The organism is Herbidospora sakaeratensis (genome assembly GCF_001570525.1).
Classification (GTDB): domain Bacteria; phylum Actinomycetota; class Actinomycetes; order Streptosporangiales; family Streptosporangiaceae; genus Herbidospora; species Herbidospora sakaeratensis.
Window position 1 is genome coordinate 393,995 of sequence record NZ_BBXC01000010.1, and the last position, 22,286, is coordinate 416,280.

General features: G+C 71.0%; 19 protein-coding genes and 1 pseudogene. 11 read left to right on the plus strand and 9 right to left on the minus strand.

The annotated features are described in order from the left end of the window. Positions 1 to 17: 17 nt before the first annotated feature. Positions 18 to 308: a StsA-related sactipeptide RiPP gene (locus tag AW271_RS14975; protein ID WP_062337141.1), complete on the minus strand. Its 291-nt coding sequence runs from the start codon at positions 306 to 308 to the stop codon at positions 18 to 20. Positions 309 to 501: 193 nt separating this feature from the next. On the opposite strand from AW271_RS14975, the gene AW271_RS14980 reads away from it, so the two are divergent. The 6 genes from AW271_RS14980 to AW271_RS15005 all read left to right on the plus strand — a co-directional run bounded on the left by AW271_RS14980 (position 502) and on the right by AW271_RS15005 (position 9,150). Next, positions 502 to 702 carry an aroma-sacti cluster domain-containing protein gene (locus AW271_RS14980; protein WP_034385328.1) on the plus strand — a complete coding sequence of 67 codons (201 nt, stop codon included), beginning with the start codon at positions 502 to 504 and terminating at the stop codon, positions 700 to 702. A gap of 35 nt (positions 703 to 737) precedes the next feature. Beyond that, on the plus strand, positions 738 to 3,695 hold the full coding sequence (locus tag AW271_RS14985) for an AAA family ATPase (protein ID WP_062337143.1): 2,958 nt from the start codon (positions 738 to 740) through the stop codon (positions 3,693 to 3,695). After that, positions 3,692 to 4,594 (plus strand): S8 family serine peptidase, encoded by a 903-nt coding sequence (locus AW271_RS14990; RefSeq protein ID WP_218008054.1) that lies wholly within the window; start codon positions 3,692 to 3,694, stop codon positions 4,592 to 4,594. The genes AW271_RS14985 and AW271_RS14990 overlap by 4 nt, the downstream gene beginning before the upstream one ends. Then, positions 4,584 to 5,180, plus strand: coding sequence for a GAF domain-containing protein (locus AW271_RS14995; RefSeq protein WP_063817987.1), 597 nt, complete (start codon positions 4,584 to 4,586; stop codon positions 5,178 to 5,180). The genes AW271_RS14990 and AW271_RS14995 overlap by 11 nt, the downstream gene beginning before the upstream one ends. Positions 5,181 to 5,305: 125 nt before the next feature. Then, on the plus strand, positions 5,306 to 7,912 hold the full coding sequence (locus AW271_RS15000; protein WP_062337145.1) for a helix-turn-helix transcriptional regulator: 2,607 nt from the start codon (positions 5,306 to 5,308) through the stop codon (positions 7,910 to 7,912). 47 nt (positions 7,913 to 7,959) lie between these two features. Continuing rightward, positions 7,960 to 9,150 (plus strand): MFS transporter, encoded by a 1,191-nt coding sequence (locus AW271_RS15005; protein ID WP_218008055.1) that lies wholly within the window; start codon positions 7,960 to 7,962, stop codon positions 9,148 to 9,150. Positions 9,151 to 9,296: 146 nt separating this feature from the next. On the opposite strand, the gene AW271_RS43315 is transcribed toward AW271_RS15005, so the two are convergent. After that, positions 9,297 to 9,719 carry a DUF8143 family protein gene (locus tag AW271_RS43315; protein ID WP_500784374.1) on the minus strand — a complete coding sequence of 141 codons (423 nt, stop codon included), beginning with the start codon at positions 9,717 to 9,719 and terminating at the stop codon, positions 9,297 to 9,299. 271 nt (positions 9,720 to 9,990) lie between these two features. Here AW271_RS43315 and AW271_RS15015 point away from each other — a divergent pair, with 271 nt between their 5' ends. Next, positions 9,991 to 10,266: a hypothetical protein gene (locus AW271_RS15015; RefSeq protein WP_062337151.1), complete on the plus strand. Its 276-nt coding sequence runs from the start codon at positions 9,991 to 9,993 to the stop codon at positions 10,264 to 10,266. A gap of 66 nt (positions 10,267 to 10,332) precedes the next feature. Here AW271_RS15015 and AW271_RS15020 read toward each other — a convergent pair whose 3' ends face one another. Beyond that, a complete protein-coding gene (locus tag AW271_RS15020) occupies positions 10,333 to 10,995 on the minus strand; it encodes a DUF305 domain-containing protein (protein ID WP_062337153.1) in 663 nt (220 codons plus the stop codon). 135 nt (positions 10,996 to 11,130) lie between these two features. On the opposite strand from AW271_RS15020, the gene AW271_RS15025 reads away from it, so the two are divergent. Both AW271_RS15025 and AW271_RS15030 read left to right on the plus strand, forming a co-directional pair. Then, entirely contained in the window at positions 11,131 to 12,900 is a 1,770-nt protein-coding gene (locus tag AW271_RS15025; protein WP_083976641.1) for an LVIVD repeat-containing protein, read from the plus strand. Positions 12,901 to 13,011: 111 nt separating this feature from the next. Continuing rightward, positions 13,012 to 14,349: a cytochrome P450 gene (locus tag AW271_RS15030; protein ID WP_062337155.1), complete on the plus strand. Its 1,338-nt coding sequence runs from the start codon at positions 13,012 to 13,014 to the stop codon at positions 14,347 to 14,349. On the opposite strand, the gene AW271_RS15035 is transcribed toward AW271_RS15030, so the two are convergent. The 3 genes and pseudogenes from AW271_RS15035 to AW271_RS40705 all read right to left on the minus strand — a co-directional run bounded on the left by AW271_RS15035 (position 14,346) and on the right by AW271_RS40705 (position 15,700). Then, positions 14,346 to 15,209: an acyl-CoA dehydrogenase family protein gene (locus AW271_RS15035; RefSeq protein ID WP_369408406.1), complete on the minus strand. Its 864-nt coding sequence runs from the start codon at positions 15,207 to 15,209 to the stop codon at positions 14,346 to 14,348. The genes AW271_RS15030 and AW271_RS15035 overlap by 4 nt on opposite strands. Further along, a pseudogene (locus AW271_RS43115) lies at positions 15,198 to 15,496 on the minus strand (acyl-CoA dehydrogenase family protein); the annotation flags it as partial. The gene AW271_RS15035 and the pseudogene AW271_RS43115, both read right to left, overlap by 12 nt. 39 nt (positions 15,497 to 15,535) lie before the next feature. Continuing rightward, positions 15,536 to 15,700, minus strand: coding sequence for a DUF5999 family protein (locus AW271_RS40705; protein ID WP_169806334.1), 165 nt, complete (start codon positions 15,698 to 15,700; stop codon positions 15,536 to 15,538). Positions 15,701 to 15,868: 168 nt separating this feature from the next. Between AW271_RS40705 and AW271_RS15040 the strand changes: the two genes are divergently transcribed. Next, positions 15,869 to 17,233, plus strand: coding sequence for a glycosyltransferase family 39 protein (locus AW271_RS15040; protein WP_062337157.1), 1,365 nt, complete (start codon positions 15,869 to 15,871; stop codon positions 17,231 to 17,233). On the opposite strand, the gene AW271_RS15045 is transcribed toward AW271_RS15040, so the two are convergent. Both AW271_RS15045 and AW271_RS15050 read right to left on the minus strand, forming a co-directional pair. Further along, entirely contained in the window at positions 17,186 to 17,905 is a 720-nt protein-coding gene (locus AW271_RS15045; RefSeq protein ID WP_062337159.1) for a phytanoyl-CoA dioxygenase family protein, read from the minus strand. The genes AW271_RS15040 and AW271_RS15045 overlap by 48 nt on opposite strands. Next, positions 17,902 to 19,953 (minus strand): spermine/spermidine synthase domain-containing protein, encoded by a 2,052-nt coding sequence (locus AW271_RS15050; RefSeq protein WP_062337161.1) that lies wholly within the window; start codon positions 19,951 to 19,953, stop codon positions 17,902 to 17,904. Before AW271_RS15050 ends, AW271_RS15045 begins: the two co-directional genes overlap by 4 nt. 168 nt (positions 19,954 to 20,121) lie before the next feature. Between AW271_RS15050 and AW271_RS43120 the strand changes: the two genes are divergently transcribed. Then, the gene (locus AW271_RS43120) at positions 20,122 to 21,165 is read left to right on the plus strand and encodes a lytic polysaccharide monooxygenase auxiliary activity family 9 protein (RefSeq protein WP_062337164.1); all 1,044 of its coding nucleotides are present in this window, start codon (positions 20,122 to 20,124) and stop codon (positions 21,163 to 21,165) included. On the opposite strand, the gene AW271_RS15060 is transcribed toward AW271_RS43120, so the two are convergent. Beyond that, entirely contained in the window at positions 21,066 to 22,079 is a 1,014-nt protein-coding gene (locus AW271_RS15060; protein ID WP_062337166.1) for a WD40 repeat domain-containing protein, read from the minus strand. The genes AW271_RS43120 and AW271_RS15060 overlap by 100 nt on opposite strands. Between the last annotated feature and the right edge of the window lie 207 nt (positions 22,080 to 22,286).

The following is a 22,286-nucleotide window of genomic DNA, read 5'->3' on the forward strand; positions in this document are numbered from 1 at the left end:
TCCGCGAACTGTGGTGCCTAGTTGGCCGCGCCGGAGCCGGAGCCCGACCAGGCGCCGCAGAGGCAGTCGGCCGCGGCGGCCATGGTGTGGGCGACGACCTCGGGCTCGGACCACTCGCCGTCGGCGCCGGCGCCGGCGGAGACGCCGGCCAGCACGCCCGGGAGGGCGTTCGGCAGCTTGTCCTTGAGGGAGATGAGCAGGTCGACCTCTTCACGGGTCAGGGTGGCGAACGCCTCCTCGACCTCGGCGGCCAGCTGGGAGTTGAGAATGCCGGCCTGACGCAGTTCCTCAGTGGGATCGAAGGACATGCCTTCACCTCTCTAGCGATTCGGATGCGTTGCGAGTCGAGTATGTGCCGGTGACGCGCGGGCCGGACAACCCCACAAACGTGGGCTGACCTGCTGGAAAGACCCCACGAATGTGGGGTTGGCCGATCGCCTGGTGCGCTTCCACACTTACGCAAAAGCGGACTTTTCAGACGTGACGCGGTGAGGACGAGTGATGAACAGAACCGGTTCGGGGGCGTACGACGCACTGGCCGACCTACGTGCCGCAGGGCACCCCATCGACCTGCTCGACGAGCGGCAGCGCGACGTGTTCGCCTCGCTCAACCAGACCGAGGTCACCCTGCTCAACTCGATCAAGAGACGTCTCGACGACGTCGCGCCCGAAGTTGAGGGCCAGGAATTGAAGCTGGTCTGAGCATGCAGGGGTCGAGGCCGGCTCGTCGTCACATCGTGGTCCTGTTCATCGACCTCTCGGGGTCGACCGAACTCGCGGAGCGTCTCGACCCCGAGCTGCTCATGCAGATCCTGGAGCGCTACTACGCGGGGTGCAGGGAGGCGATCTTCGCCAACGGCGGCGTGATCGAGAAGTACATCGGCGACGCCATCATGGCCGTCTTCGGCATCCCGCTCAGCCGCGAGGACGACGCCCTGCGCGCGGTGCTCGCCGCCCACGGCGCGATGAGATCGGTGTACGAACTGGCCGACCAGCTCGAACGCACCGTCGGCGTCCGGATCGGGGCGCACGTCGGGGTGGCGTTCGGCGAGGTCATGGTGGTCGGCAACACCGGGACCGACGTCCGCGTCATCGGCGACACCGTCAACACGGCCGCCCGCATCCAGTCGGCCGCCAAGGAGGGCGAGATCCTCCTCGGCGACGACGTCGCCCGGCTGGTGCGCCAGCACGCGGTCATGGAGGAGGTCCCGCCGCTCACGCTGAAGGGCAAGAAGGACCCCGTCCGGGCCTGGCGGCTGGTCGACGTCGAACCCGACCGCGCCGGGGAGGCCGGCGCCGACACCGTCCCGCTGATCGGCCGCGACGAGGAGCTCGCCCAGCTCACCCGCCTGCACGAACGGGTGATCAGGGAACGGTTGTGCGGGATGGCGACCCTGCTGGGCGTGCCGGGCATCGGCAAGTCCCGGCTGGTGCGCGAGTTCCTGCACCGGCTCCCGCCGGGCGTACGGGTGCTGACCGGGCGCTGCCCGTCGTACGGCATCGGTGCCACCTACCGCCCGATCGCCGAGATGCTCGAAGACGTCAACGGCGACTGGCCCGCCGTCGCGGCGGCGGTCGGCCCCGACGGCGAACGCACCCTGCGCGCCCTCGCGGGCAACGGCCAGACCCCCGGCGTCGCCGAGATCGCCCGCGCGGTGCGCAGCTTCCTGGAGGTGATGGCCGACGACCGCCCCCTCGTGGTGGTGCTCGACAACCTCCAGTGGGCCGAGCCGACCCTGCTCGAACTCGTCGACGACTGCGTGTCGTGGCTGACCGACGTGCCGGTGCTGTTCGTCTGCGTGGCCCGGCCGGAGATCTACGAGCTGCGTCCCGGCTGGGGCGGCGGCGTGGCCTGCGGGATGTCGCTGGAGCTCGGGCCGCTGAGCGGCGCGGACGTCGCGCGGCTCGTCCAGGAGCTGTGCGCCGAACGCGTCGAGGTCATGGCGCACGCCGACGAGGCCCTGCACTGGCGGGTCGCCGCCAGCAGCGACGGCAACCCGCTGTTCGCCGAGCTGATGCTGGAGACCCTGACCGAGGGCGACGGCTCGTTGCCGCCCACCATCACCGCGCTGCTGGGCGCCCGGCTCGACCGGCTCGGCGGCGACGAACGCGAGGTGCTGGAGCGGGCCGCGACCATCGGCCAGATGTTCACCCTCGGCCAGGTCGAGATGCTCGGCGGCGAGACCCCGTCGGGACCGGTGCGCAGCCTCCAGCGCGACCGCCTGGTCAGACGCGGCTCCCAGCCGGGCGCCTTCGAGTTCACCCAGACCCTCACCCGCGAGACCGTCTACTCCCTGACCAGCAAGGAACAGCGCGCCGACTGGCACCGCCGCCTCGCCGACTGGCTGGGTGAGCAGGAGGCCGCCGACGACACCCCGTTCCGCAGCTGGACGTCCGGCGACATCAGCCGCCACCTGCTCGCCGCCTGCCGATTCACCCGCGAGGTCCGCCCGTTCGACCCCCTCCTCGACGAGCTCACCGACCGCGCCGCGACCGCGCTGATCCGCGACGGCGGCGAGGCCCTGCACCGCAAGGACCTCCCGGCCGCCATCGCGCTGCTCGAACGCGGCCGCGAGATCCTGCCCAAGGGCCGGCAGGAGCACCGCCGCCTGGCGATCCTGATCAGCGACGCCGAACTGGCGCGGGGGGAGGCGAGCAAGGCCGCCGCCGCCCTCGACGCCGCGGAGGAGATGCTCCCCGGCGACCCGCGCACCGCGCTGACCTGCACGATCCAGCGCGAGATGCTCGGCCTGCGCACCGGCCGGGGCACCGACCCCGAGGCGCTGCGCGACCGGCTCGAACAGGACGACGACCTCAGCTGGTGCCGCTTCCACCAGCTCGAAGCCTGGACGCACATCGACGCCGGCCGATTCGGCGCCGCCGACCAGGCGCTGCGCGACGGCGTGACCCGCGCCCGCGCGATGGGCGACCGCTACGAGGAGGACCGCCTGCTGGGCGGCCTGTGCGAGCTGGTCCAGTGGTCGCCGACCCCGGTCGGCGAGGGCCTGGCCCTCTGCGCCGACCTGCTGGAGCGGTTCGTCGGCGACCGCGCCCTGCTGGTGCCGGTGCTGCTCACCAGGGCCCGGCTGCTGGGCCTGTCGGGCAAGCTGGCCGAAGCCAGGGAGACCCTCGACACGGCCTCCCGCTACGTCGACGAACTCGACCTGGGCCTGCCCGCCATCGCGGTCGCCCAGGTGCGCGGCCTGGTCGAGTCGCTGGCCGGCGACCACGAGCGGGCCCGCGCCCTGTTCCGCGACGCCGCCGCCGCGCTGCACGCGTCCGGCCACGGCGGCGCCGCCGGCACCCTGGAGATCTACGCCGCCCGTGAGACCCTCCGCCTGGGCGACCCCCGCATGGCCGCACAGGAGCTCGGGAGACGCGAGGGGCCCCGCCAGCTCAGAGGCGAGGTCACCGCGATGGTGCTGAGGGCCGCCATCGCGGTTCGACTGACCGACCAGGCCGCCGATCAACCCGCGCACGCGGAGGCGCTGGAGATCGCCGGCCGGGCGGCCGAGCTCGTCGAGACCACCGACGATCCCTGTCTCCGTGGCGACGTCCTCGTCGAGGTCGCCCAGATCCGGCGGGCTGCCGGGCGGGATCCGTCCGGAGCCCTCCGCGAAGCGCTCGGCGCCTATGACGACAAAGGGGCGAGCCTGCTCGCCCGCCGGACCCGCGACCTGCTGGGGGACCTGTGACCCTGACGCCGACCAACCCGCCGCTGCCGCCGTGGCGGCGGGCCCAGCGTGACCACTTCCCGGGGGTGCCGGCCTGGGGGCTGGCCACCCGCCGGGCCGCGCCGGAGCCCTTCGAGATCAGCCGCCTGGAGTCGGTCGACAAGGAGTGGGCGTACGGCGGGGCCGACGGCACCGGCGTGCGGGTCTGCGTGCTGGACACCGGCGTCCAGGCCGACCATCCGCACGTCGGCGGGCTGGAGGCGTCGTACCAGGTGGTCGCCGACGACGCCGGGAGGTTGTCGGTCGCCGAGTGCGAACCGCACGACCCGGCCGGGCACGGCACCGCCTGCGCCTCGGTGATCCGCCAGGTCGCGCCGGGCACCTCGATCAGCTCGTTGCGGGTGCTCACCGACGGCAAGAACGGCAGCGGCGACGCGCTGCTGACGGGTCTGCGGTGGGCGATCGAGGCCGGCTTCGACGTGATCAACATGAGCCTGTCGACGACGAAGTCGGACTTCCGGCACACCCTCCAGGAGCTGGCCGACCGGGCCTACTTCCGGCGCTGCCTGCTGGTCGCCGCCGCGCACAACATGCCGGTGCTCAGCTTCCCGTGGACGTTCTCCTCGGTCGTCAGCGTGGCCAGCCACGACCAGGCCGACCCGATGACCTACTTCTACAACCCCTCGCCGCCCGCCGAGTTCCACGCCCGGGGCGTCAAGGTCCCGGTGGCCTGGACGGGCGGGAAGGTGGTGCGCAGCACCGGCAACAGCTTCGCCGCCCCGCACATCGCCGGGATCTGCGCGCTCATCCTGAGCAAACACCCCTGGCTGACGCCGTTCCAGCTCAAGACCGTGCTCTATCTCGCCGCGGACAACACTGCGGACACCATCGCGCAGAACGGAGAGCCTGATGTCCTCTGAGGACTTCGACAGCACCGAACGCAAGTTGCTGCAGTCGATCGTGGAGGTGGCCCGCCACATGTTCGGCGCGGCCGCCGCGTCGATCTTCCTGGTCGACCCCGAGACCGGCGAGCTGGTCTTCGAGGCCGTCTCGGGCGAGGGCGAGAAGGAACTGGTCGGCAGCCGGTTCCCGGCCGGGACCGGCATCGCCGGCTGGGTCGCCACCAGCGGCCAGCCGATGGTCGCCGACGACCTCGCCACGACCAGGTTCGACCAGGACGCCGCCGAGTCGACCGGCTACGTGCCCGCCACGATCATGGCGGCGCCGCTGATCCGGTTCGAGGAGTGCGTCGGCGTGCTGGAGGTGCTCGACCGGGCCGAGTCGCGCAGCGACCTCGACGACATCGAGCTCCTGGGCCTGTTCGCCACCCAGGCCGCCTGCGGCCTGGAGTTCCTGCTCCGCGTCAGGCACAGCGAGCCGCGCGCCCAGATCGACCCGCAGGTGGTGCTCCGGCGGCTGAGCGACCGCCCGCCGAGCGGCGACGGCCCCCGCGACGTCGCGGCCCTGAAACTGCTGGCACTCGCCGACGAACTCCTCGCGCTCTAAATACCTTTGCCGCCGGTTCCCGGCAATGACCGAATCGCGCCAGATTTCTGACATTTCTTGACATGGCGGCAGTCAGTCAAGCTCTCGTCTACTCGAATCGTCACCGCGGCATTCGAAGGGACGAAATGGGACCGGACGCGCGCCCCACACGTTCATGGCCGCTCGTCGGACGCGCCGCCGCCCTGGGTGTCATCACCGAATCGGCGGCGCAGCCGGACGTCGAAGGCGTCGTGGTCGTCGGCCCGCCGGGGGTGGGCCGCACCCGCCTGGTGAAGGAGGCGGCGACCCGGCTGACGGCCGAGGGCCACCCCGTCGCGTCGGCGACCGGCACCCGCGCGGCCGGCACGATCCCGCTCGGCGCCCTGCTGCACCTGGCCCCGCCGGGCGACGCGCTCGGCACCTTCGCCCGGATCGTGGCGCGGTTCGGCGCCCCGGGCGGGCGGCGGCCGGTGCTGGTGGTCGACGACGCCCACCTGCTCGACTCGGCCTCGGCCGCGCTGGTGTTCCAGCTCGCCGTGCACACCCGCACGTTCGTGGTGCTGACCGTCCGGCAGGGCCAGACCGCGCCCGACGTGGTCACCGCGCTCTGGAAGGAAGGGGCCGCCCGCCGGGTCGAACTCGGGCCGCTCGGCGACGACGAGGTCGACACCGTGCTCGAACGCGGCCTCGGCGGCCCCCTCGACGCGGTCACCCGGCGCAGCCTGCGCCGCCTGTCGGCGGGCAACCCCCTGGTGCTGTACGAACTGGTGCAGTCGGCCCTGGAGGGAGGCTCCCTGCGTACCGTCGACGGCCTGTGGCACCTGGAGGGGAACCTGCGGGTCACCGGCCGGTTGGGCGACCTGGTCGAGGCCCAGATGGACGTCGACGACGCCGCCGTGCTGAGCGTTCTGGAGGTGCTGGCCTGCAAGGAGCCGCTCAGCCAGCCCGTGGTCGAGTCGATCACCGGCCACGCGGCGGTCGTCGAGGCCGAACGCCGGGGGCTGGTCCTGCTCGAACGCTCCGGCCAGCGTATCCAGACCCGGCTCGCCATCCCGGCGTACGCGGGCGTGATCCGGGCGCGCATGCCGCGCGCCCGGCACCGGGCGATCTGGGAGAGCCTGGCCGAGTCGCTCGCCAAGACCCCGCGCCGCCGCGCCGACGACGCGCTCGAACTGGCCGTCTCCCGGCAGCGGGCCGGGCTCGGCTCCTCGGTCGGGGAACTGCTCGCGGGGGCCCGCCAGGCGGCCGAGCACCTGGAGTTCGACATGGCCGAACGGCTCGCCATGGCCACCCGGGAGGCCGGCGGCGGCGTCGACGCCGACCTGACGCTGGCCGAGGTGCTGGCCTGGCAGGGCCGCTACGAGGCGGCGGCCGGGATCCTGCCCGAGCCGGAGGACTGCGCCGACGAGGAGAGCTCCGACCGCCGCGCGATGTTGCAGGAGCGCATCGACTACTGGCACCGCGAGGCCGCTCCGGCCGGCGGCCACCCGCCCGGCGAGCGCGCCGCCGAGGCGGTGTCGACGTGGATCGTCCTGCTGGAGGGCGACGTCGCCCGCTCGATCGCGGTCGGCGGCGCGCTGCTGGCCCTGCCCGAGCCGGAGCTCCCGCCCCGCGCCGTGACCTGGGCCGCGACGGCGGTCATGGTGGCCGCGGGCCTCACCGGCGACCGGCGGCTCGTCGACCAGGCCGCCGCGACCGGCCTGCACGTCGCGGTCGAATACCGCAACACCCTGCCCCGGGCCCAGGCGCAGGTGCGCACCGTGCGGTGCGTGGCGCTGGTGCTGGCCGGGGCGCTCCTCGACGCGGCCGCCGCCGTCGAGGCGGGCTACCAGGAGGCGGTGCGCACCCAGCTCCCGCAGACGGTCGGCGTCTGGACGGGCCTGCGCGGCATCGTCGCCAAGGCCCAGGGCCGGGTGACCCTGGCGCAGCAGGCGCTGCGCGAGTCGATCGTGCTGCTCGAAGGCCACGACCCGCTCCGCCTCCAGCGCCTCTACCTGTCGGAGCTGGTCGGCGCGCACGCCATGGCGGGCGACACCGCCGGGGCCGACCACTGGCTGGCCCGGATGGAGGAGACCCCGGCCCCGCCGGGCGCCCTGGTCGACCCGTGGATCAACCGCAACCGCGCCTGGGCCGCCGTCGCCGCCTCCGACCTGCCGCTCGCCGCCGAACGCGCGCTCACCGCCGCCAAGGAGGCCCGCCGGGCCGGCGCGCCCCTGCTGGAGGCGCACGCCCTGGCCGACGCCTGCCGGATGGGCGCGGCCGGGGCGGCCCGCGACCGCCTGGCCGAGTTGTCCGTCTCCACCCCGACCCCGGTGACCAGGGCGTTCGCCGCCATGGCCGCCGCCCACACGGCCGAGGACCCCGACCTGCTGCTGGAGTCGGCCGGAACGCTGGCCCGCCTCGGCCACACGCTGGCCGGGGCCGAATGCGCCGCCACGTCGTATCGGTTACTCGTGGCGGCCGGACGACGGACGGCCGCCACCAGCGCGCAGACGCTGGCCAGAGAACTGCTGACCGACTGCGGCGGGGCGAGGACGCCGCAGTCGGACCTGTCGGGCGGCGACTCCACGCTGACCCCGCGGGAGCTCCAGATCGCCAAGCTGGTGGCGTCGGGCCTGTCGGGCCGCGCGGTCGCCGACCGGCTCGACCTGTCGCTGCGCACGGTCAACAACCACCTGGGCCGGGTCTACACGAAGCTCGGGGTGTCGGGACGCCAGGCGCTGGCGCAGGTGCTCGGCTCGGCCGACCCGTAAGAGGGCCGGTAGACGTCCACGATGGGGGACCTGCGAGCATGGCCCGGGTGAAAGCGCGACCGACGGTCATGACCCCCGGCCTGACGTTCCTCTTCGCCGTCGCCGGAGGCGCGGCGGTCGGCAACCTCTACTGGGCCCAGCCCCTGCTCGACTTCATCGCCGCCGATCTGGGCGCGTCCACGGCGAGCGCCGGGTTGCTGGTGACGGCCACCCAGGTCGGCTACGCCGTCGGCATCCTGCTGTTCGTGCCGCTGGGCGACGTGCTCGACCGGCGGAAGCTGATCCCGGTGATGCTGGTGGTGTCGGCGGTGATGCTGGTGCTGTGCGCGCTGGCGCCGACGTTCGGCCTGCTGCTGGGCGCGATCACGCTGGTGGGGATCACGACCGTGGCCGGGCAGCTGCTCACCCCGCTGGCCGGCGACCTGGCCGACCCCGCGCGGCGCGGCCACGTGGTCGGGGCGGTGACGTCGGGCATCCTGACCGGCATCCTGCTCAGCCGCACGATCAGCGGCCTGGTCGCCGAGTTCGCCGGGTGGCGCACCATCTTCCTGGCGGCGTCGGTGCTGGCCCTGGTGCTGGCGCTGCTGCTCTACCGGGCGCTCCCCGAGCTGGAGCCCAAGACCCGGCTGCCCTACCACCGGCTGATCGCGTCGGTGTTCTCGACGGTCCGCCGCGAGCGGGTGGTCCGGTGGACCCTCGCCCTCTCCTGCACCGGCTTCGCGATCTTCACCATGTTCTGGACGTCGCTGACCTTCCTGCTGAGCGCGCCGCCCTTCGACTACCCGGTCTCGGTGATCGGCCTGTTCGGCCTGGCGGGCCTGGCCGGCGCGGTGGCGGCCCAGCGGGCGGGGCGGCTGCACGACCGGGGCTGGTCGATGCCCGCGACCGGGCTCGGCTGGGTGGTGGTGCTGCTGTCGTTCGGCCTGGCCGGGTTCGCGGGCCGGTCGGCGGCGCTCATCGTGCTGGTCGTGGTGCTGGTGGACGCGGGCATGCAGGCGCTCAACATCCTGAACCAGACCCGGATCTTCGCGGTGTCCCACGAGGCCCGCAGCCGGTTGAACACGGCGTTCGTCACCGGCAACTTCGTCGGCGGCGCGATCGGATCGGCGGCGGCCTCGGTGCTCTGGTCGGTCGGGCAGTGGCGGGCGGTGTGCCTGGCGGGCATGGCCGCGTCGGTCTTCGCCCTGGCGATCTGGGCCGTCGGCCGGCGCGGCGCCCTCGTCGTTACCACGGCGTGAAAGCCGCATCTCCTACGCCGCACCGGAATTCAGTGTTTCGTCCGGCGTTTCTCTCGCGCGCCCTGCACGCGAGTCAGTGAACGGCAATCCGGCCCGCCCCCAGGCCAAGCAAACCCAACATTGCCCACAACCTCCGCAAACCACCGTCAAAACAGCCCATATCGCTCGCAATTCCGGCCGAACAAGAAAAAAGTAGAAGAGTAAACCAACGTCGGGACGATCCAGAGGAGAAGCCCATGTACGGAAAGCGGCGAGTCGCGATCACGGGGGCGGGGTTCCTCGGAGCGGCGGCCCTGATCCTGACCCCGGTGTCGGTGGCGTCGGCCGCCGAGGCCGCGACCCCGGCGACCACGACGGCGGTGAGCACATCGGCGAGCGTGGCCCCGGCCCACGACCACTGGGGCAACGGCCACCACCGCCATCACCACAACAACCACTACAAGCACCACAACCACAATTACAACCATCACAACCACCACCACCACAACTACGGCTGGCGGTGAGGGTCCCGTCCACCGCCCGGGTCGCCGCCCGGGCGGTGGATCATGTCGGGGGAGGCCCGGCGGCATAAGGGACGCGTAAGTCCTTTACCGACCCGTGATCGGCCGGACCGCCGTCGCCGGAAGGCTTCCCGAACATCATCCCCATTCGTCCCCAACCGACCCCCATAAGGGCCGCACTTGGACGTAGCCCAATAAGGCGTACATAAAAGCACCCCCTCAACCGGCCACCAGAACCTCGCCCGTGTCCCGTCAAATGAACACCACGCCCTCTCGCGCCGCTTGCCGGTCGTCGGAAAGCCTGGAGGGGCAAGCCAGGCGAATCCTAGGAGGAGAAGCCATGAACGGTAAGCGAGTCGCGACGGTGGGGGCGGGGGTCCTCGGTGCGGCGGCCCTGGTCCTGGGGCCCATCTCAGCGGCGGATGCCGAGACGGCCACCACCGCGACCACTACCGCGGTGAGCACGGTCGCCCAGCCCGCGTCCACGACCTACGACGACTGGGACTGGGACGACGACTACTACTACGACGATTACTACTACGACGACTACTACTACGACGACTGGGACGACTGGGATGACGGCTACGTCGTCGAGGAGTACTACTACTGGGACTAGCCCCTAGCGGCTCCCGCCTCCACCGCCCGGGTCATCGCCCGGGCGGTGCAGGTTTCTCCGGAGGTCCTACTGGAGCGGGCCGCCCATCCCGGCCAGCAACTGCTGCATCCGGTCGATCTCGATGCGCTGGTCGGAGTCGACGTGGGTGGCGAAGACGTAGGTCTCGGTCTCCTGGCCGCCGTCGGCGGCGAACAACGTGTCCACCATCTCCAGGGCGCCCATGTGGTGGCCGATCATGAACTGGGTGAAGAGGCGGTCGAACTCGCCGTCCTTCGCCTTCTCCAGCCGGTCGAACTGGTCCTCGGTGAGCATGCCGGGCATCAGCGCGCCGGCGCCGTGCCCGTGCTCGGCCGACGGGACCTCCTGCCCGCGCGACGTCAGCCACTTGCGCATCTGGGTCATCTCGTCCTCCTGCGTGGACGAGATGCGCTGCGCGATCAGGGTCACGTCCCGGTTCTTGGTCCGGGTGGGCACGAGCGAGGTCATCCGGAGCGCCTGACCGTGGTGCGGGATCATCCCCTGGAAGAACAGGACGTCGGCGGCGGTGAACGCGGCCGGGGTGGCCGAGGGCACCGCGGTGCCCGTGAGCGTCTTGGCGGCCTGCCCTGGCGCGCCGGGCTGGACGACCACCGGCGCGTTCGGGGCCGCGGGCGGGGCCTCCTCGCTGCACCCGGCGAGGACCAGGCCGGAGACCAGCAGTGACGCGCTCAGTCGGCGCAAGTTGCTCATGGTGTGGGGCTGCTTCCGCTGTACCGTCGGCATCTGTCCGGAGAAGTAGATATGTCTACGTATAGAACATCAAGACCCTTTCAGTTACGGTACGCGGTGAAATACCACATAGGACCCCTCTGAAGGGACGGCCCCTTGCGACTACGCACCCTCGGGGTCATCGCCGCTGCCGGAGCGTTAGTGGCGGGCTTCCTGCCCACCGCCGCGCAGGCCGCCGATGACCCGCGTGTCGGCCTCGGAGCCGGCTGGCTGGACGCACAGTCCGCCGCCAGCGGCCTCGAACTGACCAAGCACAACGACAAGCCCGCCGGGTTCGTCAACCCCGACAGCCCCGGCAGCTCCTCGTTCGCCAACTCCGACCTGGCGTTCAGCGGGAACTACGCCTTCGCCGGCAACTACAACGGGTTCAACATCTACGACCTCAGCACCGGCGCCGATCCGGTCCTGAAGACGTCGGTGGTGTGCCCGGGCGGCCAGGGCGACCTCTCCGTCTACGGCAACCTGCTGTTCATGTCGGTGGAGGAGACCCGCGGCCGGATCGACTGCGGCACGCAGGGCGCCCCCGGCACCGTGAACCCCGAGCGGTTCCGCGGTGTCCGCGTCTTCGACATCAGCGACATCAACGCCCCGACGCAGGTGGCGGCCGTGCAGACCTGCCGTGGTTCGCACACCCACACGGTCGTGACCAGCCCCAAGGACAAGAAGAACGTCTACGTCTACGTTCAGGGCACCTCCAGTGTCCGGTCCGGTGACGAGCTCGCGGGCTGCGCCAACACCGCCGCGACCGACCCCAACACGTCGCTCTGGCGCATCGAGGTCATCAAGGTCCCGCTGAAGAACCCGGAGACCGCGGCGGTCGTGGCCCAGCCGCGTCTGTTCGCCAACCCGGAGACCGGCGCGATCGACGGCCTGCAGAACACCCCGCCGACGGCGCAGCACCCGTCGGGCACCAACTGGTCGCCGCGCCCGGTGACCAACCAGTGCCACGACATCACCGCCTACCCGGAGATCGGGCTCGCCGCCGGCGCGTGCGCCGGCAACGGCATCCTGATCGACATCAAGGACCCCGAGAACCCCAAGCGTCTGGACGCGGTCTCCGACCCGAACTACGCCTACTGGCACTCGGCGACCTTCAACAACGACGGCACCAAGGTCGTCTTCACCGACGAGTGGGGCGGTGGCTCCGGCGCTCGCTGCCGTGACACCGACCAGCCGTCGTGGGGCGCCAACTCCATCTACAACATCGTGAACGGCAAGCTGGTGTTCCAGAGCTACTACAAGCTCCCGGCGCCCCAGACGACGGCCGAGAACTGCGTGGCCCACAACGGCTCGCTGGTCCCGATCCCCGGTCGCGACATCATGGTCCAGGCGTGGTACCAGGGCGGCATCTCGCTCTGGGACTTCACCGACTCGGCCAACCCGAAGGAGCTCGGCTACTTCGACCGCGGCCCGGTGAACGCCTCGGCGCTCGTCCTCGGCGGCTTCTGGTCGGCGTACTGGTACAACGGCCACATCTACGGCACCGAGATCGCGCGTGGTTTCGACGCCTTCAAGCTGGTCCCGACCAGCGCCGTGGCCAACGAGGAGATCGAGGCCGCGAAGACGGTCAAGCTGAACCTGTTCAACGCGCAGGGTCAGCCGCGTCTGTCGTGGGAGTCGAGCTTCGAGCTCGTCCGCGCCTACCAGGTGCAGGCCGAGCGCGCCGGTCTGGGCAAGGTCCAGGCCAAGGCCGTCGACGCCCTCATCGACGAGGCCCAGCGGCTGAAGGACCGCCACCAGAAGCTGCTGGCTTCGGTGGCCCTGAAGACCGCCGCCGCCCTGCTGAAGAAGTCCGACCCCGCCCAGGCCCGCCTCCAGTCGGCCCTGATCGACCTGTCGAAGACCGTCCTCAAGGGTGGCCGGTAGTTCCTGAGTGAGCGGGCGGGCCTCTCCAGGGCCCGCCCGTTCACATGAAGTTTTCTTGATCGGGCCCCATCGCGCGCATACGCTCCGGACGAGCGAAGGAAAGCGTGCGGCATGGCCAAGATGTTCGACACCTCGCTGCGGATCGACGCCGCCGGCCCAGGTGGGATCCCCGTCGTCAACAACATCCGATTCCTCCGGCACTCGGCCTGGTTCGCCATGGACCGGGTGGCTGACGGTTTCCCCGGCCCTGTCGTCCCGTTGACCAGGGGGAACGCCTCGATCGTGCTGCTGCGCGGCGAGGAGGGCGCGCGGAGCTACTTCACCGGCAACGACGTCTTCGAACGGCTGAGCGACGGAGTCTTCTCCCTCCCGCAGGGGCGTCCGTGGTCGAAGATGTTCGAGGCCGTCATCACCTTCAACGGCGACCGGCACCGCCGGGCCCGCAAGCTGCTGATGCCGATCGTGCACAAGAGCGCGATGGACCACTACGCGACGGTGTTCGCGCAGACGTTCAAGCGCTCGAAGTTCGCCGTGAGCGACGGTGAGCCGTTCGACATGGCGGCCGAGTTCCTCGATGTCACCCGCGCGAACCTGCTGATCTGCCTGCTCGGCCTCGACCCCGACGAGCGGAACACCGAGCTCGCCGAGGCCGTGGCGAACCTGCTCGGGCCGATCATCAATCCGCTGGTCTTCATGTTCCAGCACGAACGCAGTTGGACCCCCTACGGCCGCTGGACCCGTGACATCGCGGCCGTCTACGACCGGCTGGCGCTGCTCATCGAACGCAAACGGGCCGACGAACCGCGCCGCGACGCCCTGTCGATCCTCTGCCACACCACCGACGAGAACGGTGACGGGCTCAGCGTCCCCGAGATCGCGGGTGAACTGCACGCCCTGTTCTCCGCCGGGTTCGAGACCACCGCCATGTCGATGACCTGGGCGCTGCTGACCATCCTCGGCACCCCCGGGCTGACCCCCGGCAACGAGGAGGAGCTCGACGCGGTGGTCCGGGAGTCGCAGCGGCTGATCCCGACCGTGCCGTTCAGCCTGCCCCGCCGGGTCGCCCGGGACGTCGAGGTGGGCGGGACGTCGATCCCGAAGGGGGCGCTGGCCTTCGCCTCACCGCTGCTCGAACAGCGCGACCCGAACTCGTTCCCCGACCCGGGAACGTTCCGCCCCGAGCGCTGGACCGGCGCCCAGGTCTCGCCCTACGCGTTCCTGCCGTACGGCGTCGGCGCGCGGCGCTGCCTGGGCGCGTCGTTCGCGGACCTGCAGATCCGGACCACCCTCGGCTTGATGGAGTGGCCGTCGCTGCTCACCACCGAGGTCGACTACGTGATCAGGCACGGCGCCACCGCGTTCCCGAGAAAGCCGATCCTGGTACGCACCGGCAAGCGCACCCCCGCCGCTCCGGTGACCGGAACGGTCCGCCGTCTCTGGGCGGCCTAGACGAAGGCGCCCTCGCCGGTGATCGCCCGGCCGACGATGAGGGTGTTGATCTCCCGGGTGCCCTCGTAGCTGTAAATGGCCTCGGAGTCGGCGACGAACCGGCCCATGCCGTAGTCGAGCACGATCCCGTTCCCGGCCATGATCTCCCGCCCCCACCCGACCGCCTCGCGCATGCGGGCCGTGCAGAACGCCTTGGCCAGCGCCGAGTGCTCGTCGCGGTAGACGTCGTCGTCCTGGAGTTGCGCCAGGCGTACCACCATGCCGAGAGAGCTGGTCACGTTGCCGAGCATGCGCACCAGCAGATCCTGCACGAGCTGGAACGACGCGATGGGCCGCCCGAACTGCTCGCGCTCCTTCGAGTACGCCAGCGCCCGCTCATAGGCGCCGATCATGCAGCCGACGGCCTGCCAGGCGACGCCGCCCCGGGTCTGCCGCAGGATGGTCGCGGTGTCCTTGAACGAGGCGGCCCCGGCCAGCCGGTTCTCCTCCGGCACCAGCACGTTCTCGAACGTGAGGTCGGCGTTCTGGACGGTCCGCAGCGCGATCTTGTTCTCGATCTTCGTGGCGGTGAACCCGGGGGAGCCCCGGTCGACCACGAACCCCTTGACCTGGCCGTCGCCCTCGTCCTTGGCCCAGACGATCACGTAGTCGGCGAACGTCGCGTTGCCGATCCAGCGTTTGGCCCCGTTGAGCACCCACGTGTCGCCCTCACGACGGGCGGTGGTGCGGAGTCCGGCGGCGACGTCAGAGCCGCCGGTCGGTTCGGTGAGCGCGAATGCGCCGATCTTCTCCATCGCGGCCATCCGCGGCAACCAGCGCTCGCGCTGCTCCTCGGAGCCCAGCCGGGCGACGCTGCCCATGGCCAGGCCCGCGTGCACCCCGAAGAAGGTGCCCCACGAGGGTCGACCCGGTTCATCTCCAGAACCACGAAACCGGTCAGCAGACTGCGCGCGCCCCGGAAGGCGAGGCCCGCGACGTCGAGCTTGGCGAACTCGGGCACGAGCTGGTGTGGGAACTCGGCCCTGGTCCACTGGTCGTCGGCGATCGGCGCGACCCGATCGGCCATGAACTCGCGTACCCGCTCGATGACCTGCTTCTCATCCCCGTCGAGCAGGTCGGCGTACGCGTAGAGATCCCCGTTCGTCATGCCTCAACCCTGCCCGGGAGGCATGGAGCGTAACGAGGGTCAGCGCGCGGCGCTGCCGTCGGGGAGCAGCAGGCCGAGGTCCTCGAACAACACGACGCCGTTGCACAGCAGGCTCCAGCCCTGTTCCGGGTGGGCCGCCACGACGTGGGCGGAAACGCGGTCGGAGGCGTCGGGGGACGGACATTGGGGCTGATGCTGACACATCATCGCGACCTCTCAGGTGGGCTCCTGGATCATCAAACGAACGAATCCGCGGATTTGCGCCCGCTCTTCCTACTTTGGACACCTAAAGAGTGACCTAAGCCACTATCACTCTGCTTTCCGTCTGCTGTACGCGGATTGCAAGCCCCACACGGGGCAGTTGCGCGCATCATGACGCGCGTCGTGGTGTTCGTCATGGCCGTCGCCATGGGGGTGTGGGGCCTCGACCGGGGCTCGATGTGGCAGGACGAGGCGACCACGTTCGCCATCGCCGGCCGTTCGCTCGGCGACCTGTTCGCCACTCTGCGGAACGTGGACGCCGTCCACGGCCTCTACTACCTGATCGTGCACGTCGTGCTGCGACTTCCGGGCGACCCGGAGGTGCTGATCCGGCTGCCGTCGGTGCTCGCCACCGGCCTGGCCGCGCTCGCCGTCGCCGGGGCCGCCAGGCGGATGGGCGGCAGCGGTCTCGCGGCGGGGGCGGCGTACGCGCTGCTGCCCGTCGTGTCCCATTACGCCCAGGAGGGCCGCTCGCCCGCCCTGGTGTGCGCCGCGGTGGCGTGGGCGGTCTACGCGCTCGTGCGCCGGTCGTGGGTCTGGTACGCCGTCGCGGTGACCCTCGCGGCCTACCTGAACCTGACGGCGCTGCTCGTGCTGGCGGCGTTCGCGGTGCCGGGGCTGCTCATCGACTGGCGGCGGTGGCTGGCGGCCTCGGCCGCCGCCGTGGCCGCGTCGGTACCGCTGATCCTGGTCGCCTATCCGCAGAGCGGGCAGGTGGCCCGGCTGACCGAGCCGACCTGGGCCGACGCCGGTCAGCTGGTGACCGGGTTCGCCGGCTGGACCGTCGTCCTGGCCCTGCTCGCGTTGTTGCGCGGCGGGCCGCTGCGGGTCGTCGCGCTGCCGCTGGCGGTCGTGCCGCCCGCGTTGCTGCTGCTGTTGTCGCAGGTCAAGCCCTACTACGAAGAGCGCTATGTGCTGTACGCCGTCATCGGCCTCGCCCTGCTGATCGGGTCGGCCGTCGACGGGATCGCCCGGCTGGCCCGCCCGGCCATGGCCGTGCCGGCCGCCGCCGCGACGCTGGCCGTCGTGCTGCTCCCGGCGCTGCCCGCGCAGGCGGAGACCCGGCGGCTCGACTCCCGCAACGACGACCCGGCCGCCGTCGCCAAGCTCATGGGACAACTGGCGCTGCCGGGGGACACGGTCGTCTACCTGCCGTCGGTCCGGCGGCTGGTCGCCGAGGCCTATCCCGAGGGCTTCCGCGAGGTGCGCGACGTCGCGCTGAAGGAGAGCGGCGCCGACTCCGGCACCCTCGCCGGGCGCGAACTGCCCAGCCACGAGATCAGGCTCGGCGACCGCGTCTGGACGGTCAGCCGCAACTACCCCAAACCCGCCGACCTCGACTCGGAGCAGGACCAGGCCAAGCAGCTCATCCTGCGTTACCACTACAAGAAGGGCCCGGTCTACCGGGTGCTCGGCTACGCGATCCGGCTATACGTGCGGCGCGAACCCGCGCAACATCATGCCCTGACCCCGTGACCGGTGCACGTCGTCGGCCGGTTCGTCCTCCGGGTCGCGGAACTGCACCAGGAACGTGGTGCGGTCGTCGCCGGAAATGTTCACCCCCGACCCGTGCACCAGCAGGTAACTGAGGAACAACACGTCACCGGCCTCGGCCTCGACGGGCACCGCCGACGACAGCGGCCACTCGTCGAGCGGCAGGTGCCAGCCGCCCTCCTCGACGTGGGGGAGCGGGCCGCCGAGGTGGCTGCCGGGCACCACGCGTACACACCCCTTCTCCTCGGGGGCGTCGTCGAAGTGGAAGATGGCGGCGGCCATCGTGTGGCGGGTGTGCGGGAAGTGCGCGGCGTCCTGGTGCATCGGGAACGGCGAGCCGCGTCCGGCCGGCTTGACGAAGATCTTCGTATGGTGCAGCTGGACGTTGGGCGAGCCCACGACCCCGGCGGCGACGTCGGTGAAGCGGGGGTCGACGATGAGCCGCGAGAACGCGCCGGCGTGGAACTGCGCGTCGTGGCAGTGCCGCAACTCGGTGGGCCGCTCGGTCAGCTTGCGCGCCACCGCCCACGTCGGGTCGACCGCCCGCAGCCGGGAGATCAGCTCGTGCGTCTCCCGGCGGTAGGCCGCCGCCTCGTCGCGGGTCAGCAGCCCCTTGACCAGCGCGTATCCGTTCTCGCGATAGAAGTCGATCACGTGAGCGCCCGCGCGGTGCGCGGCAGCAGCACGAACGCGCCCAGGTAGAGCAGTCCCGCCACGATCAGCAGCGAGTTGTAGCCGAGCACCAGGGCGGCGTACTCCAGGCAGCCGCCGACCATCGCGCCGAGCAGGTTGGCGCCGAAGGCGGTCGTCGAGTCGTCGGTGTCGGTGAACCGCTTGGCGAACACCACGTTGGCCGCGAAGATCGGCAGGAACGCGATGGCCACCGCCACCGGGATGCGCAGCGCCAGCGGCAACGACAACAACCACGAGTTCGGCACGAGCCACCCGACGACCAGGCCGACGGCGATCACGCCGTACATGACCGGCAGTGACGGGGTGCGGAAACGGCGCGTCACCTCGACCGCGGCGAGCACCGCGACCAGGACGCCCGCGAAGACGATCGCGTTCACCACCCAGGTGGTGCCGAACAGCAGCGCGAAGCCGGTGATGCTCTTGGTCTCCAGCAGCATGAAGCCGACGCCGAGCAGGAACAGGTCGGCGTAGGGCCGCATCTGCCCGAACGGCCCCGCCACGATCCGCACCGCGAAGAGGCTGACCAGCAGGATCAGGCCCAGCGCGAAGATGTAGAGCGACGGGATCGAGCTGGTGCTCAGGTAGAGGAACGGCCGGTCGTCGCTGGTCGGCGCGGGGGTGCCCGCGGCGGCGCCGCCCCACTCCCCGGCGCACGCCTGGTCGGCGGGGGTGAGCCCGGCGGTGATGACGGCCTGGCCGCCCCAGCCGGTGAAGTCGACGCACGGCTTGTGCCCGAACGCCGCCTGCGCGGTCGACGCGAGCCGGTCGATCAGCCAGGTCTCGCGGTAGTAGTTGTACATGGAGAAGGCGCCGCCCGGCTTGAGGTGCTCCTTCGCCGCCTCCATGGCCTGCTCGGTGAACAGGTAGCTCTCCAGCCGCAGCGAGCTCGCGCCCGACACCAGGGTCAGCGAGTCGGGCAGCGCGAAGAGGATCAGGTCGTACTTCTTGTCGGTCCGCTCCAGGAACGCCCGGCCGTCGTTGATGTGCGTGGTCACCCGCGGGTCGCTGTAGGGCTTGTCGGGGTGGGACGCGCCGCCGATCTCCCGCAGCTTCGGGTCGATCTCGACCGCGTCGACGCTCTTGGCGCCCTTCAGCAACGAGATCGCGACGTCGGTGCCGCTGCCCGCGCCGACGATCAGCACGTCGTCGAGCCGCTGGCTCCCGGCGGCGACGGAGCGCTGGTAGGGCATGCCGTACTGCTGCTCCCACTCCAGCCGCTTGGCGGCCGGGATGGCCTGCTGGTGGGGGATGCCGTTGACCTGGATGTCCAGGACGGGCACACCCTGCTGCTGGAACTCCTTGGTGGTGACCTTGTAGTAGGGCGACCACAGGGCCCCGGCGGAGAACGTCTCGACCGCCAGCGCCCCGATGACCAGCAGCGACGGCACCGCCAGCAGGACCCCGGTGAGGATGCGCTGGGGCCGCATCACCACGAAGTAGCCGATCGCGACCACGAGCCCCCACGCCAGCGGCGGCGCGCTCAGGAACGACAGCAGCGTGAACAGTCCGATGCCGCAGAGCGACCCGACGAGGTCCCAGCGGTAGGCCTCAAGACGGTCGAGCTTCGGGAAACACTGGCCGACCAGCTCGGCCGGTCCCATCAGCACCAGCGCGACCACCACGAAGATGACCGGCAGGATCAGCCAGGCCGGCGGCCCGCTCGTCTCCAGGCTGGTGAAGTAGAGGATGCCGGACGCCTCCCGGTTGACGTGCACCGGGAAGAAGCTGATGACCAGCACCAGCACGGCCAGCAGGACCGGCGAGTAGTAGGGCTGCCGTTTCGTGCGCCCCACCCTCAGGAACCCGAGCCCGATGCCGAGGAACGACCCCAGCAGGACGAAGTTGGTGAAGTAACTCAGGTGGACGACGTTGGATCCGGTCCACCGGATGAGCGACAACTCCAGGAAGAGCATCAACCCGCTCGCCACGACGAGGCGTGGGCGCACCGAGAGCCAGTGGCGGGGTTCGTTGTCGTCCTGACGGGCGGGGGCTTCCTGCTGGACAGTCACTTGGGGCACGTTAGCGAACCGGTCAAAGTGTGACCAGTGTCTCTGAATCGTTCAGTTGCTCTCTGAAGATTTCCCAGTTCGCGTAGCCGCGCCGGAGCATCACCGTTGTCCCTGACAACGAGTTAGGAGACGTTGGGCCCTCCCCCACACCTCTCCTAGGAGGAGCACGTGCACACGCTCTCCCGGACCCTACTCGCGGCCCTGGGCGCCTTGGCTCTCCTCGCCAGCGCACTCGTCGCGACCGCGAACGCCCACGGCTCCGTCACCGACCCGCCGAGCCGCAACTACGGCTGCTGGCAGCGCTGGGGCGGCGACTTCCAGAACCCCGCGATGGCCCAGCAGGACCCGATGTGCTGGCAGGCCTGGCAGTACGACGTCCAGGCCATGTGGAACTGGAACGGCCTCTACCGCGAGCAGGTGGCCGGCAACCACCAGGCCGCCGTGCCCGACGGCCAGCTCTGCAGCGGCGGCCGGACCTTCAACGGCCGCTACAACGCGATGGACACCCTCGGCGCGTGGAAGACCGTCGACAAGCCCACACGCTTCACCCTGAACATGTACGACCAGGCCATCCACGGCGCCGACTACATCCGCGTGTACGCCACGAAACAGGGCTTCAACGCGCTGACGACGCCCCTGAAGTGGAGCGACCTGGAACTGGTCGGCCAGGTGGGCCGGGTGCCGACCGGCGCGACCACCCCGGTCGAGGTCAACGCGGCCGGCCGGTCGGGCCGCCACATCGTGTTCACGGTCTGGCAGGCCAGCCACATGGACCAGTCGTACTACTTCTGCAGCGACGTGAACTTCGTCGGCGGCAACTCCACCCCGAGCCCCACCCCCACGCCGACCCCGACGCCCACCCCCACTCCCACGCCGACCCCCACCCCGACCCCCACTCCCACGCCGAACCCGGGCCAGGGCTGCTCGGCGGCCTACAAGGTGGCCTCGACGTGGGGCGGCGGCTTCCAGGCCGACGTGACGATCACGGCCGGTTCCTCGCCCATCTCCGGCTGGCAGGCGACCTGGACGTGGCCGAGCGGCCAGTCGGTCACCCAGGCGTGGAGCGCCACGGTGACCACCAGTGGCTCCAGCGTCACGGCCCGGCCCATGTCCTACAACAGCTCGCTGGGCGCGGGCGCGTCGACCACGTTCGGCTTCCTCGCCTCGGGCAACGCGGGCACCGCGCCCACGGTGACCTGCCGAACCGTCTGACGATGATCTGGTGAGTTCCCGGTGTTCCCGTCCGCCGCGACGGACGGGAACACCCCCGGGGCCAGGTGCATGGAGTCGGCGTTGACCCTCGGCCGGTAGGAGAACAACGGGCGTCGGTCCCGGCCGTCGAGGTCGGTCGTGTAGAACTCGCTGGTCTCCGCCCCGGGGGCCTCGTGGTCGGCGAGCTCCTGCACGTGCCGCCCCCCGGCCACGCCCCACACCCGGCCGGTCAGCTCGGGGGTGGCCCGGACCGTGCCCGCCCGGGGGTCGGCGACGAAGCGGCGGTTCAGGTCGTCGTACTCCGCGCGGTAGACCAGGTCACGATCGTCGGCCCAGGTCGCGGAGGTGGCCGAGGCGATCGTGGCGATCGGGTAGGACGCCGGCGCCGTTCCGGTGGCCGGGTCGAGCACGACCGTCGAGAGCGCGTCGTCGCCGGTGTCCGCGTCCCAGACCAGGTAGGTCACCGCGAGCAGCGCGCCGTCGGGCGACCAGCACACGCCGCACTCGAAGCCGGCCGCGCCCACCGCCGACCACAACCGCCGCCGCTCGCCGGTGGCCGGATCGAGCAGGCTCACCACCGCCCGCGCGACCTCGTCGCCGTCGTCGTGGCCGAGCACCGCGATGACCGCGCCGTCGGGGGACGGCGCCGTGTGGCGGTCGTGCTCGAACTCCGGGTCGGGGTTGCCGAACCACCGCACCGTGCCCGTCGCGAGTTCCTGCACGCCGACGCCGTCGCCGGAGACGGTGACCAGCAGGAGGAGAGTGCCGTCAGCCGAGAGGGCCCTGATTCTGGCGCCGTCGGGCGGCTCCGGCACCTGGACGAGACCGGCGCCGTCGAAAGCGAGGAACTTGCCGTTCTGCGCCTCGATCACGAGCGCCGCGCGGGGAACGCGCCGGGTCGGCAGCGAATCCAAGAGGAATTCCGCAGGATAACCCGCCAAAATCACCCTCCGTCACGGTCGTGGGCCGTTTTCGTCAACGCTGGCCCGAATGCGGCCCGTGTGATAAATCACACCTGACAGTTGTTCTACGGGGCGAAGTTTACCTTGCGGCACTGCCGCCATCTTGGGCACTTACGGTTTGGGGAAACCATGCGGCTCAAAACGGTTCAGGTTATTGTC

Coding starts and splice junctions, on each gene's coding strand:
- AW271_RS14975 (WP_062337141.1), bottom strand. CDS start 308: ATGTCCTTCGATCCCACTGAGGAACTGCGTCAGGCCGGCATTCTCAAC.
- AW271_RS14980 (WP_034385328.1), top strand. CDS start 502: ATGAACAGAACCGGTTCGGGGGCGTACGACGCACTGGCCGACCTACGT.
- AW271_RS14995 (WP_063817987.1), top strand. CDS start 4,584: ATGTCCTCTGAGGACTTCGACAGCACCGAACGCAAGTTGCTGCAGTCG.
- AW271_RS15000 (WP_062337145.1), top strand. CDS start 5,306: ATGGGACCGGACGCGCGCCCCACACGTTCATGGCCGCTCGTCGGACGC.
- AW271_RS43315 (WP_500784374.1), bottom strand. CDS start 9,719: ATGCCGCCGGGCCTCCCCCGACATGATCCACCGCCCGGGCGGCGACCC.
- AW271_RS15015 (WP_062337151.1), top strand. CDS start 9,991: ATGAACGGTAAGCGAGTCGCGACGGTGGGGGCGGGGGTCCTCGGTGCG.
- AW271_RS15020 (WP_062337153.1), bottom strand. CDS start 10,995: ATGAGCAACTTGCGCCGACTGAGCGCGTCACTGCTGGTCTCCGGCCTG.
- AW271_RS15030 (WP_062337155.1), top strand. CDS start 13,012: ATGGCCAAGATGTTCGACACCTCGCTGCGGATCGACGCCGCCGGCCCA.
- AW271_RS15035 (WP_369408406.1), bottom strand. CDS start 15,209: ATGGGCAGCGTCGCCCGGCTGGGCTCCGAGGAGCAGCGCGAGCGCTGG.
- AW271_RS40705 (WP_169806334.1), bottom strand. CDS start 15,700: ATGTGTCAGCATCAGCCCCAATGTCCGTCCCCCGACGCCTCCGACCGC.
- AW271_RS15040 (WP_062337157.1), top strand. CDS start 15,869: ATGACGCGCGTCGTGGTGTTCGTCATGGCCGTCGCCATGGGGGTGTGG.